Below are 12,209 nucleotides of genomic sequence, written 5' to 3' on the forward strand. Positions count from 1 at the left end.
TTCGTCATCTCGGCGAGGTTGGCGCCCTTGCCGCCGAGCAGGTCGACCTGCTCGCGGCTGCCGTCCACGAAGTCGTAGACGAGCTGGCGGGAGTCGGTGCGCCCACGGGAGCCTGCGCTCCCGGCGACCCGGGCCGGACGGGGAAGCGCCATCGCCGCACTCCTTCGGGGCAGGGTTTCGATCGACGCTAGTTCCCCGGGGGACCGTTCGCGTCTCACCTTGACATCGGTATCGATCCCGACACCGATGCGGTCGTCAGCGGGACCGCCGCGTTCGGTCGGCGCCGTGCCTGTTCGGCCAGCGGGTGCCCTCGGAGAGGGTGAAGACGAGCATCACGAGGAAGCCGGTGACCGGGGTCAGCAGGATGAGCACCCACCAGCCGGTGTGGTCGCGGTCGCGCAGCCGCCGAACCACCACGCAACATCCAGAACTCCCGGCGCCGGGGGCGCCCGCGGAGGTCGACGTACTGATTCAGGACCCCGGGATACCAGCTCGCCGTGAACTCCCCCGAGGAATGGCGTCGCCGTTCGTCGGCGACCAGGTCAGGGAACTCGCCGGGAGCCGAGCAAGATCACCGGCTGCTCAGCCCGCGGCATCGTGCTTCGCGACGAGCTCGGTGTCGACCCCCACGGCGCCGACGCTCATGGCCCCGCCGGGCGCGCCGAGCGGCTCGTCGCGTCCGGGCAGCACGGAGTCGAAGAACCGGGCGTTGTCCTCGACGTGGGCCTCGAGGCCGGGGTCGACGGCGCGGTCCTGGCTGATGGCCTCCACCGGGCACACCGGCTCGCAGGCGCCGCAGTCGATGCACTCGACGGGGGAGATGTAGAGCTTGCGGGAGCCCTCGTAGATGCAGTCGACGGGGCACTCGTCCACGCAGGAGCGATCCATCACGTCGATGCAGGGCTCGGCGATCACGTACGGCACGGGGAACTCCTCGGAAACGCCGCGAGGAGGCCGCCGGTGCGACGGCCTCCTCGCGATCCTGTCAGCTGAAGTGGACGTACTCGTACTCGAAGGGCTTGTCGTTGATGCCCTTCGTCGGAGGGGCGATCCACGAGGCGATCTTGCCGGGCTCGTAGACCGGCTTCATCAGCGACCGGACGTGGGTCTTGTCGGCCTCGGTGGGCAGCCACCTGTCCTTGTGCGCCTCCCACACGTCGGGCCCGACGATGTCGCCCTTCGGCGTGACGTGGTGGTCGGAGAACAGGCCGACGCCGCGGTTGAAGCCCAGGTGCGGCAGGTACAGGCGGCGGTCGAGGCCCGCGTTCTCCAGCACCCGGTTCCAGCGCTTGAGGCCGTTCTCGCAGTCGGCGATGTACTCGGTGCGCAGGTCGGAGTTCAGCGCGAGCAGCGCCGGCACCTCGTCCTGGGTGAGCACGCCGTCGCGGATGAGGTCGATGTGCGCCGCGTTCTCGGTGAGGACGTGGTCGTCCTTGCGGCGCTCCTCCTGCCAGCGGCCCTTGAGCCCGGCGGTGAAGTAGTTGGCCGCGTTCGTGGACTGCTCGGAGCCGAACAGGTCCAGCGACACCGAGTAGTGGAAGTTGATGTACTTCTGGATGACGTCGAGCGGGATGCCGCCGTGCGGGGCGATGTCCTCGCTGTCGAACTCCCGGGTCAGCTCGGCGGCGCGGGTCACCACGCGGTCGACACCCGTGGTGCCGACGAACATGTGGTGGCTCTCCTCCTTGAGCATGAACTCGCAGGTGCGGGAGAGGGGGTCGAACGCCGACTCCTTCAGCGTGCCGAGCTGGTACTTGCCGTCCCGGTCGGTGAAGTAGGTGAACATGAAGAACGACAGCCAGTCCGGGGTCTCCTCGTTGAACGCGCCGAGGATCCGCGGGCTGTCGAGGTCGCCGGAGTTGCGCTGCAACAACGCCTCCGCCTCGTCCCGGCCGTTGCGGCCGAAGAACGCGTGCAGCAGGTAGACCATCGCCCAGAGGTGCCGCCCCTCCTCGACGTTGACCTGGAACAGGTTGCGCAGGTCGTAGAGGCTCGGGGCGGTCTCGCCCAGGCGGCGCTGCTGCTCGACCGACGCGGGCTCGGTGTCGCCCTGGATGACGATGAGGCGCTGCAGGTCGGCGCGGTACTCGCCGGGCACCTGCTGCCACACCGGCTCGCCCTTCTGCTCGCCGAAGGCGATCCTGCGGTCGGCGTTGCGCTCGGCCAGGAACACGCCCCAGCGGTACTCCTCCATGGCCACGTGGTCGAAGTGGGCCCACCCCTCACGGCCAACGGCGACGGCGGTGCGCAGGTAGACGTCCTCGGTGGGGACGGCCGGGCCCATCGTCTTCCACCAGTTGAGGAAGTTGGGCTGCCACGACTCCAGGGCGCGCTGCAGCTTCCGGTCCCCGGCCAGGTCGACGTTGTTCGGGATCTTCTCGGAGTAGTCGATGCTCATGTCTTCCTCACACCCGCTTGCGGTCGAAGTCGGCCTTGCGTCCCGTGCCGTACTTGCGCAACGCGCCCTCGGGGCCCGATGCGTTGGGCCGAACGAAGATCCAGTTCTGCCAGGCGGTGAGCCGCGAGAAGATCCGCGACTCCATCGTCTCCGGCCCGACGAACCGGTGGTTGGCCTCCATGCCGGTCAGCGCGTCGGGGGAGAGGGAGGCCCGCTCCTCCAGCATGATCCGGATCTCGTCGGACCAGTCGATGTCGTCCGGGGCGTCGGTGACGAGCCCCATCTCCATCGCCTCGGCCGCCTCGATCCGGCGGCCGGTCTCCTGACGCAGCTCGGCGACGTGCGCGTCGTCGCCCCAGAAGCGCGACCCGAGCCTGCCCAGTCCGTTGCTCATCGGGAACGAGCCGAAGTTGGACGCCGACAGCACGATCTGCGCCGGCCCACCCTCCTGGCCCTCGCCCTCGTCGTCCTCCATGAGGCCGTCGAGCATGTATTGCCGGTCGCAGGCGAGGGCCAGCTCCAGCAGCGCCCCGGCGAAGCACGAGCCCGGCTCGATGAGCGCGATCAGCGACCGCGAGGTGACGTCGAGGCGCTTGAGCGTGCGCTTGAAGTAGTGGCGGATCTCGTTGACCAGCCAGTCGGAGCCCGAGTACTGCTCGATCACCCGCTCGAACGCGAGCGCGTCCTCGACGTCGCCCTGGGTGCGGATCACCCACGTGCCGAGCTCCAGCTCGTTGGCGCGCAGCCGCAGGATCAGGTCGTCGAGCTCGCGGGTCATGGCCAGCGGCCAGAACTCGGCGCCGAGCTCGTGCACCCGCTCCACCGTGTCGGGCACGTCGCCCTCGGGCCCGAGGACGGTGATCTCGACCAGGCCCTGCTCGCGGTCGAACTCGGCCTTCACGTGCCGGTAGGTGATGCCGTCGGCGGTCTCCTCGCGCTGCAGCGGCGTGAGCGGGACGCCCTCGGCGCCTGCGGGGCGGTTCGAGCGGGCGGCCGCGGTGGCCGCGCGCTCGGCGACCGTCTCGTCCCAGCTGCGCTTGGGGATCACCTCGTCGACGAGCTTCCACTCGACGGCCTGCCTGCCGCGCGCGCCCTCGGACTTCGTGGCGAACACGTCGGCGCGGTCCTTGCGCACCCTGCGCTTGTCGATCACGCGCGTGAGCCCGCCGGTGCCGGGCAGCACGCCCAGCAGCGGCACCTCGGGCAGCGAGACGGCGGAGGAGTTGTCGTCGATGAGCAGGATCTGGTCACACGCCAGCGCCATCTCGTAGCCGCCGCCGGCCGCGGTGCCGTTGACGGCGGCGATGTAGACCTGGCCGGAGTTGGCCGTGGCGTCCTCGATGCCGTTGCGCGTCTCGTTGGTGAACTTGCAGAAGTTCACCTTCCACGGGTGGCTGGACTGCGCGAGCATCCGGATGTTGGCGCCGGCGCAGAAGTTGCGGTCCTTCGCGCTCGTGAGCACCACCGCGCGCACTCCGGGGTGCTCGAAGCGCAGCCGCTGCGTGGCGTCGTAGAGCTCGATGTCCACGCCCAGGTCGTAGCTGTTCATCTTCAGCTCGTAGCCGGGCACGATGCCGCCGGCCTCGTCGATGTCGAGGCGCAGGTAGGCGATCTCGCCGTCGACGTCGAGCTTCCAGTGCTTGTACAAGGCCGGATCGGCGTCGAACGAGACGGTGGGGACGTCCGGGGCGGCCTGGGCCGGTTCGATGGTGGTGGTCATCGGTGATCCTCCTGCGCCGAGCGCGGTGGGGTTGACCATCACTCTACAACATGACGGCGCAACGGCAAAGCTCTGTAGAACGTTTTTACGCCTGGGCGTCGGCGACGTCGGCGGCCGCGGCCGCGGCCGACGCCGGGGTGACGGTGGCGGTGGCCATCGCCCGCAGCCGGAAGCGCTGGATCTTGCCCGTGGCCGTCTTCGGCAGCTCGTCCACCGTGACGACCATCCGTGGCCGCTTGAACGACGCCAGCCCGGCGCGACAGAACATGATCACCTCGTCTGCGTCGATCTGCGCGCCCGGCCGCGGCACGACGTAGGCGACGGGCTTGTCCAGGCCGTCCTCGTCCGGCACGCCGACGACCACGGCCTCGGCGAGCAGCGGGTGCTCCAGCAGACGGGTCTCGACCTCGGTGGGGCTGACCCAGATGCCGCCGACCTTCAGCACGTCGTCGGCCCGGCCGAGGCACGCGTAGCTGCCGTCGGCGGAGCGGACGTACTGGTCGCCGGTGCGCATCCACTCGCCCTGGAACACCGCGCGGTTGACGTCGGTGCGGCACCAGTAGCCGGTGCAGATCGACTCGCCCGCGATGAAGAGCATTCCCGGCTCGTCGACGCCGTCGATCACGCTGTCGTCGGCGCGGCGCAGCTCCACGCGGTAGCCCGGCACGGGGAACCCGGAGCTGCCGGGGACCACGCCGCCCCGCACGTTGGAGATGAAGATGTGCAGCGCCTCGGTGGAGCCGATGCCGTCGAGGATCTCGAAGCCGTACTGCTCGCGGACGCCGTGGAACATTCGCGCCGGCAGCGCCTCGCCCGCCGAGACGCCGTTGCGGACGGTCGCGAACGTCTCCTTCGGCAGGTCCGCGGCCATCAGCGGGCCCCAGAAGCTCGGCCCGCCGAAGAAGAGCGTGACGCCGTGCCGCGCGATGAGGTCGCCGTAGTGCGCCGGGTCGGGGCGGGAGGGCTCCAGCACGCTGCTCGCGCCGACCGACAGTGGGAAGAACAGCGAGTTGCCGATGCCGTAGGCGAAGAACAGCTTGGCCGCCGACAGGCAGACGTCGTCGGGCCCGATGTCCAGAACCCGCGCGCCGTAGGTCTCGCACACGAACCGGATGTCGGCGTGGCGGTGCATCGCGCCCTTGGGGGTGCCGGTGGTGCCCGAGGTGTAGAGCCACAGGGCCGGTGACTCGTCCCAGGTCGGGTACGGGGCGGTGAGCGGCTCGGTGTCGCGCAGCCGTGCCCAGGTGAGGCCCGTGACGCCGGCGACGTCGGGTGCGGTGTCTCCGGTGAGGACGACGTGGCGCAGGTCGGGGGCGCCTGCCGCGGAGCCGACGACGGTGCCGGCGAACTCCTGGCTGCCCAGCAGCACGCGGGCGCGGGAGTCGACCACGAGCTTGCCCAGCTCCGGGCCCGTCAGCATCGTGGACGACGGCACGGCGACGGCGCCGATGTACATCGTGGCCAGGATCGCGGCGGCGAGCTCGACGTCGTCCACCATGCACATCAGCACCCGCTCCTCGGGGCGCACGCCGATCGCGACCAGCCCGGCCGCGACGCGGCGTACCTCCTCGGTGAGCTCCGCGTAGGTCAGTGACCCGCCCGGGCGGCGGATCGCCGTGCGCTCGGCGTCGCCGGCGGCGAGGCGGCGCTCGGTGAGGTACACGGCGGCGTTGAACGATTCCGTCATTGGGCGCTCCGCAGTCCGGTTCGAGGTGTCCGAACTCTACTGCTTGATCACGCTCCGTCAACGGTCTGTAGAAAATCGCCGGTGGTCGACATCCTGTTGCCCATTGGGGGAGGCAGCGCTTCCCAGATCCATGCGCGTCCTGCTATGAACGGCCGTGCGTGGCGTGGCACACATCCCGCGAGTGCCTCGACCGTCACCGTTCAAGGGAGAACAAGCCAATGCAGACCCGTGGAGCCATCGTCCGGCAAGCGCCGGGCAAGTACGAGGTCGTCGACCTGAACGTCGACGACCCCCGTGACGGCGAGATCCAGGTCAAGATGGTCGCGTCCGGCCTGTGCCACTCCGACGACCACATCGCCACCGGTGACATCCCGGTCGGCGTCTACCCCTTCGCCGGCGGCCACGAGGGCGCGGGCGTCGTCACCAGGGCGGGCCTCAACACCAAGGGCATCAAGGAGGGCGACCACGTCGTCTTCTCGTTCCTGCCGTCCTGCGGCCACTGCCGCTGGTGTTCCTCCGGCATGCAGAACCTCTGCGACCTCGGCGCCGGCCTCCTCGCGGGCACCCGCTGGGAGGAGCCCACCACCCGCCTGCAGATGCTCGACGGCACGCCCGTCGGCCAGATGTGCGGCATCTCGACGTTCGTCGAGACCACCACCGTGTCGCAGGACTCCTGCGTCAAGGTCCCCGACGACATCCCGCTCGAGGTGGCCTGCCTCGTCGGGTGCGGCGTCGGCACCGGCTGGGGCTCCGCGGTGAACTCCGGCGGTGTCCAGCCCGGCCACACCACCATCGTCATGGGCATCGGTGGCATCGGCATCAACGCCGTGCAGGGTGCGGCCCACGCCGGCGCGTCCAACATCATCGCGGTGGACCCGGTCGCGTTCAAGCGCGAGCAGGCCCAGCAGTTCGGTGCCACCCACGCCGTCGAGACGATGGAGGAGGCCACCGAGCTCGCCCAGGGCTTCACCAACGGCCAGGGTGCCGACCAGACCATCATCACCGTCGGCGTGATCAAGCCGGAGTACGTCGGCCAGGCCATGGCGTCCATCCGCAAGGCCGGCACAGTGGTGGTCACGGCGCTGGGCGACATCGCCGACACCACCCCGCTGCCCGTCTCGCTCGCCGACGTCACGCTGTTCCAGAAGCGCATCCAGGGCTCGCTGTTCGGCGCGTCCAACCCGAACTGGGACATCCTGCGCCAGCTGGACCTCTACCGGTCCGGCGTGCTGAAGCTCGACGAGCTGGTCACCAAGAACTACTCGCTCGACGAGGTGGCCCAGGGCTATCAGGACATGCACGACGGCAAGATCATGCGCGGCGTCATCAAGTACACCTGAGATCTGCTGGTCAGGGTCGAAGCATCGACGCTGAGATCTGCTGGTCAGGGTCGAAGCAGCAACGCTGGATCTGCTGGTCAGGGTCGAGGCATCAACGCTGACCCCTCGCTCGCGGCGGGGCGGACTCCACGGAGACCGCCCCGCCGCTCGCTGTTCGTAAGGAGATCCGTGACATCCGCACCCACCCCTGTCGTCGGTCTGCGCCGTGAACGCGAGGTGCTCACCGTCGCGCTCATGACCGGCCGTCACGTCGTCATCGAGGGCCCGCCCGGCACCGGCAAGTCCACGCTGCTGCGCTCGATCGCCCGTGACACCGGCCAGGAGGTGGTGTTCGTCGAAGGCAACGCCGAGCTGACGCCGGCCCGGCTCGTCGGGCAGTTCGACCCGTCGCAGGTGCTCGCCGAGGGCTACAAGCCCGACAACTTCGTCGACGGGCCGCTGCTCACGGCCATGCGCGGCGGCGGGCTCCTCTACCTGGAGGAGCTCAACCGCGTCCCCGAGGAGACGCTCAACGTCCTCATCACGGTGCTGACCGAGGGGGAGATCGCCGTGCCCCGGCTGGGCACGGTGCACGCGGGCAAGGACTTCCGGCTGATCGCCGCGATGAACCCGTTCGACGCCGTCGGCACGGCGCGGGTCAGCCAGGCCATCGCCGACCGCATGTGCCGCGTGGTGCTCGGCTACCAGGACGAGGACGGCGAGCGTGTCATCACGGGCTCGGTCAGCGGCCTGACCGGGCAGTGGGTGAACCTGTCGGTGGCGCTGACCCGGGCCACCCGCGAGCACCGCGACGTCCGGATGGGCAGCTCGGTGCGCGGCGCGATCGACCTCGCGCTCGTGCTCACCGGGCTCGCCGAGCTGCGCGGTGAGACGCAGCCGGGCCGGGAGACCGCCCGCGACGCCGCGTACGCCGCGCTGTCGGGCCGCATCCGCATCACCGACGGGGTGGACCGCACGGCCGAGTCGGTGATCGACGAGCTGCTGGAGGAGCTGTGGCCCGCCGACGTCCCCGAGCCGTCGTCCGATGAGGACCGCGCGGACGCCGAGGGAAAAGGAGATAGCCCGGCGGGGAGCTCCCCGCCGGGCTTCCAGCCCCGGACCCGCCCCGGACGCGAGCAGGCCGCCCGCACCCAGGGCCGCCAGCAGCTCGCGCAGCAGCACCCGGCGTTCGAGGACGTCTCACCCGAGCTCGGCGAGCTCGACCCCGACGCGTTCGACGCGGCCGTGGCGCGGGACCCCGAGGCCGCCGCCGCCCTGCTCGCCGACATGGCGGTGGCCACCGACGTCCAGCTGCGCACCGAGGCTCGGCGGCTCGCCGGGCGCGTGTTCATCCAGCTGGGCCGGGTCGGGCCGGCGAAGGCGCGCGGCACGCGCCGGCTGGGTCCGTCCACGCGGCTGGACGGCGACCTCGACCTCGACCGCACGCTGGAGCGCTGGCAGCCGGGGAGCTCCCGCGTCCCGGCCGCGGACGACATCGTCACCCGCACCTGGACGGCGCACCGCCGTGCCGTCTGCCTCGTCGTGGACATCTCCGGGTCGATGCAGGGCCTCGCCGTGGCACTGGCCGCCGTCGCCGCGGCGGGCGTGATCGTCGCCAACGAGACCGGGCCGCCGAAGCTGCAGCCGTCCGTCCTCGCGTTCAGCGCGGGGGTGAAGGTGCTGCAGGCCCAGGGCGTGCGACGGCCGCCCGAGGAGCTGCTGTCGGACCTGGTGGCCCTGCGCGGCCACGGCACCACCGACCTCGCCTCGGGGCTGCGCGAGGCGTCGCGGCAGCTGGCGGGGGCGGTGGCCGACGAACGCATGGTGGTGCTGCTCAGCGACTGTCTGCACACCGCGGGGGAGGAGCCGGCGTCGGCACTGGCCGGCATCGACCGCCTCCACGTCCTCGTCCCGCTCGGGGGAGCGGAGGCGGAGACGGCCGCGGCGGCGCTGGCGGCGCGGGGCGGCGGCCGGGCACAGACGGTGATGCGCCTGGCCGAGGTCGCTCCGGCGCTCACCCGCATCCTTGCCTGATCGCCGCGAGGTGGGCGGGTCTGCGGATCGACCAGCGGAGACGCTCAACTCGCGCCGATCACGGTGTGAACAGGACCGTGCCCCGTCAGACGCCGGCGATGCAGCCCGACACGACGAGGGACCCGGCGTTGCGGGTGAGTGCAAATCTCAGCGTGGTGGGCGTGGGCCGCACGACGCTCAGAGTGCGCTCGGGGTCCGCGGCGCGTTCCGCGGAACGCGGCACCGTGGCCTCCCCCCCGCCGTGCCCGCTACGTCACGGCGGCGTGAGGCGGCCGTAGGGTTGTGCGGTGGGCACCATCGTCTCCTTCCATGCACATCCCGACGACGAGTCGATCGCCTCCGGGGGCACTCTCGCCCGGGCCGCGGCCGCCGGTCACCGGGTCGTCCTCGTCTTCGCCACCCGTGGCGAGCTGGGGGAGCCCGTGCCTGGCGTCCTCGAGCCGGGTGAGCAGCTGCCCCTGCGGCGCTCCGCCGAGTGCTACGCCTCCGCCGCCGTGATCGGGGCGAAGCGCGTGGAGTTCCTCCCCTACACCGACTCCGGGATGATGGGCGAGCCGAGCAACGAGGCGCCGTACAGCTTCTGGCAGGCCAACGTGGAGCATGCGGCCAAGATGCTGGCTGTGATCCTCGACGAGGAGGAGCCCGACATCCTCACGATCTACGACGACAACGGCGGCTACGGCCACCCCGACCACATCCAGGTGCACCGGGTGGGCAAGCGGGCGGCCGAGCTGGCGGCGGTGCCGATCGTCGCGCAGGGCACGATCAACCGGGACTGGATGCTCCGCGGCGCCAAGGGTGCGGGCGCCGAGCTGCCTCCGGACCTCCCGAACATCGGCAAGCCCGAGTCCGAGATCACCCACCGCGTCGACGCCGTGGACTTCGTTGAGCAGAAGCGCAACTCGATGCGCGCCCACGCCAGCCAGATGGCCCCCGACCACTTCATGCTCGCGATGCCCGACGCGATGTTCGCGATGGGCCTGGGCACGGAGTTCTACATCGTCGACCCGCTGCCCAGCCCGGCGGCGACGCCGGAGATCTTCGACGAGCTGTTCGTCCCCCTGCACTGAGGGGACGGGCGGTCAGGCCTGCTCGGTGAGCACGGCCGGCTCCGTGGAGCGCCGGACGTACCTGCGGCAGACCAACTCCACGGTCACCGCGGCGGCCACGGTCCCCACCGCGAGCAGCATCACCAGGACCAGCAGCTGGACGGCGCCGGCCGCCACCGGGCTCGCGTCGCCCAGCAGCATCCCGACGAACGCGCCGGGGAGCGTCACGAGCCCGCCCACCGCGGGCAGCGGTGCGAGTCCGATCGGGACGGCCACCCCGAGCGCAGGCCCGATCACCACGTCCGTCGGCCCCACCGTCGTTCCTCTCCGCTGAGCCGACCGGGCCCACCGTTCCGATCACATCCCCCAACCCGGGGCGCGCCTTCGACGACGGGTAGAGCTACGATCCTCACCGAGCTGACCGACAGATCAACGGCAGGGCCCCGAGCCTCATGGGCGCTGCTCGATACCCCTCAGGGCAGGAGACGAGCCACAGTGACAGCTGTTGCCCCCAAGCCGATCACATCGCGCCCCTACCCGGCGCGACAGTCGGCCAAGGGATCCATGCTGCTGAAGATGCTGCATACGACGGATCCCAAGGACATTGCGATCCTGTACCTGGTGACGTCGTTCGGGTTCTTCCTGGTCGGCGGGGCCATGGCGCTGCTCATGCGCGCCGAGCTCGCCCGACCGGGACTGCAGTTCCTGTCCAACGAGCAGTACAACCAGCTGTTCACCATGCACGGCACGATCATGCTGCTGCTCTACGCGACGCCGATCCTGTTCGGGTTCGCGAACTACATCGTGCCGCTGCAGATCGGCGCCCCCGATGTCGCGTTCCCGCGGCTGAACGCCTTCTCCTACTGGCTGTTCCTGTTCGGTGGCCTGATCGTGCTCTCGGGCTTCCTGACCCCGGGCGGCGCTGCCGACTTCGGCTGGTTCGCCTACACCCCGCTGTCGGACGCCATCCACTCCCCGGGTGCGGGCGCCGACCTGTGGATCATGGGCCTGGTCGTCTCCGGTCTGGGCACGATCCTCGGTGGCGTCAACTTCATCACCACGATCGTCTGCATGCGCGCCCCGGGCATGACGATGTTCCGGATGCCGATCTTCACCTGGAACATCTTCGTGACCGCGATCCTGATCCTCATCGCGTTCCCGGTGCTGACCGCGGCGCTGCTGGGGCTGGCCGCCGACCGGCACTTCGGCGCCCACGTGTTCGACCCCGCCAACGGCGGCGTGATCCTGTGGCAGCACCTGTTCTGGTTCTTCGGCCACCCCGAGGTCTACATCGTCGCGCTGCCGTTCTTCGGCATCGTCTCGGAGATCTTCCCGGTGTTCGCCCGCAAGCCCGTCTTCGGCTACAAGGGACTGGTCTACGCCACCATCTCCATCGGTGCGCTGTCGGTGGCCGTGTGGGCGCACCACATGTACGCCACGGGCGCGGTGCTGCTGGCGTTCTTCTCCTTCACCACGTTCCTCATCGCGATCCCGACGGGCGTCAAGTTCGTCAACTGGATCGGCACGCTGTGGAAGGGCCAGATCACGTTCGAGACGCCGATGATGTTCGCCCTCGGCTTCCTCGTCACGTTCCTGTTCGGCGGCCTGACCGGCATCCTGCTGGCGTCGCCGCCGATCGACTTCCACGTCTCGGACACCTACTTCGTGGTGGCGCACTTCCACTACGTGCTGTTCGGCACCATCGTGTTCGCCACCTACGCCGGCATCTACTTCTGGTTCCCGAAGATGACCGGCCGGATGATGGACGAGACCCTCGGCAAGATCCACTTCTGGCTGACCTTCATCGGGTTCCACCTCACGTTCCTGGTGCAGCACTGGCTGGGTGCCGAGGGCATGCCGCGGCGCTACGCCGACTACCTGCCCACCGACGGGTTCACCACGCTCAACATGATCAGCTCGATCGGAGCGTTCGTGCTCGGGGCGTCCACGCTGCCGTTCATCTGGAACGTCTTCAAGAGCTACCGCTACGGCAAGGTCGTCA

The 12,209-nt window shown here is 70.1% G+C and carries 11 protein-coding genes; 4 read left to right on the plus strand and 7 right to left on the minus strand.

Annotated features, from left to right (window positions below; all coding sequences use genetic code 11):
* Positions 1–255 precede the first annotated feature (255 nt).
* From JWR81_RS02865 to JWR81_RS02885, 5 genes are all read right to left on the minus strand, one after another.
* Positions 256–417, minus strand: a complete 162-nt coding sequence (locus JWR81_RS02865; RefSeq protein WP_297646249.1) for a DUF805 domain-containing protein — start codon at positions 415–417, stop codon at positions 256–258.
* Positions 418–582: 165 nt separating this feature from the next.
* A complete protein-coding gene (fdxA, locus tag JWR81_RS02870; RefSeq protein WP_297646251.1) occupies positions 583–924 on the minus strand; it encodes a ferredoxin in 342 nt (113 codons plus the stop codon).
* Between the two features lie 61 nt (positions 925–985).
* Entirely contained in the window at positions 986–2,398 is a 1,413-nt protein-coding gene (gene boxB, locus JWR81_RS02875) for a benzoyl-CoA 2,3-epoxidase subunit BoxB (RefSeq protein ID WP_297646253.1), read from the minus strand.
* A gap of 7 nt (positions 2,399–2,405) precedes the next feature.
* Positions 2,406–4,118 carry a 2,3-epoxybenzoyl-CoA dihydrolase gene (gene boxC, locus JWR81_RS02880; RefSeq protein ID WP_297646255.1) on the minus strand — a complete coding sequence of 571 codons (1,713 nt, stop codon included), beginning with the start codon at positions 4,116–4,118 and terminating at the stop codon, positions 2,406–2,408.
* Between the two features lie 85 nt (positions 4,119–4,203).
* On the minus strand, positions 4,204–5,805 hold the full coding sequence (locus tag JWR81_RS02885; protein ID WP_297646257.1) for a benzoate-CoA ligase family protein: 1,602 nt from the start codon (positions 5,803–5,805) through the stop codon (positions 4,204–4,206).
* Between the two features lie 218 nt (positions 5,806–6,023).
* Here JWR81_RS02885 and JWR81_RS02890 point away from each other — a divergent pair, with 218 nt between their 5' ends.
* Together JWR81_RS02890 and JWR81_RS02895 are read left to right on the plus strand one after the other, a co-directional pair.
* Entirely contained in the window at positions 6,024–7,145 is a 1,122-nt protein-coding gene (locus tag JWR81_RS02890) for an NDMA-dependent alcohol dehydrogenase (protein ID WP_297646259.1), read from the plus strand.
* A 168-nt stretch (positions 7,146–7,313) separates the two neighbouring features.
* Positions 7,314–9,158, plus strand: coding sequence for an AAA family ATPase (locus tag JWR81_RS02895; RefSeq protein ID WP_297646261.1), 1,845 nt, complete (start codon positions 7,314–7,316; stop codon positions 9,156–9,158).
* A gap of 85 nt (positions 9,159–9,243) precedes the next feature.
* Here the strand turns inward: JWR81_RS02895 and JWR81_RS02900 are convergent, their stop codons facing one another.
* Positions 9,244–9,381 carry a hypothetical protein gene (locus JWR81_RS02900; protein WP_297646263.1) on the minus strand — a complete coding sequence of 46 codons (138 nt, stop codon included), beginning with the start codon at positions 9,379–9,381 and terminating at the stop codon, positions 9,244–9,246.
* Between the two features lie 64 nt (positions 9,382–9,445).
* Here JWR81_RS02900 and JWR81_RS02905 point away from each other — a divergent pair, with 64 nt between their 5' ends.
* A complete protein-coding gene (locus JWR81_RS02905; protein ID WP_297646265.1) occupies positions 9,446–10,228 on the plus strand; it encodes a PIG-L family deacetylase in 783 nt (260 codons plus the stop codon).
* Between the two features lie 12 nt (positions 10,229–10,240).
* On the opposite strand, the gene JWR81_RS02910 is transcribed toward JWR81_RS02905, so the two are convergent.
* A complete protein-coding gene (locus JWR81_RS02910) occupies positions 10,241–10,522 on the minus strand; it encodes an ABC transporter permease (RefSeq protein WP_297646267.1) in 282 nt (93 codons plus the stop codon).
* 180 nt (positions 10,523–10,702) lie between these two features.
* Between JWR81_RS02910 and ctaD the strand changes: the two genes are divergently transcribed.
* Positions 10,703–12,209, plus strand: a 1,507-nt coding sequence (gene ctaD / locus JWR81_RS02915; protein WP_297646268.1) for a cytochrome c oxidase subunit I, incomplete at its 3' end; no start/stop codon positions are given.

The organism is Pseudonocardia sp. (genome assembly GCF_025965585.1).
Taxonomy (GTDB): domain Bacteria; phylum Actinomycetota; class Actinomycetes; order Mycobacteriales; family Pseudonocardiaceae; genus Pseudonocardia.

What these genes read in the sequence shown, in the direction of transcription:
- JWR81_RS02885 (WP_297646257.1), bottom strand. Translation starts at nt 5,805, where the DNA reads ATGACGGAATCGTTCAACGCCGCCGTGTACCTCACCGAGCGCCGCCTC.
- JWR81_RS02890 (WP_297646259.1), top strand. Translation starts at nt 6,024, where the DNA reads ATGCAGACCCGTGGAGCCATCGTCCGGCAAGCGCCGGGCAAGTACGAG.
- boxB (WP_297646253.1), bottom strand. Translation starts at nt 2,398, where the DNA reads ATGAGCATCGACTACTCCGAGAAGATCCCGAACAACGTCGACCTGGCC.
- boxC (WP_297646255.1), bottom strand. Translation starts at nt 4,118, where the DNA reads ATGACCACCACCATCGAACCGGCCCAGGCCGCCCCGGACGTCCCCACC.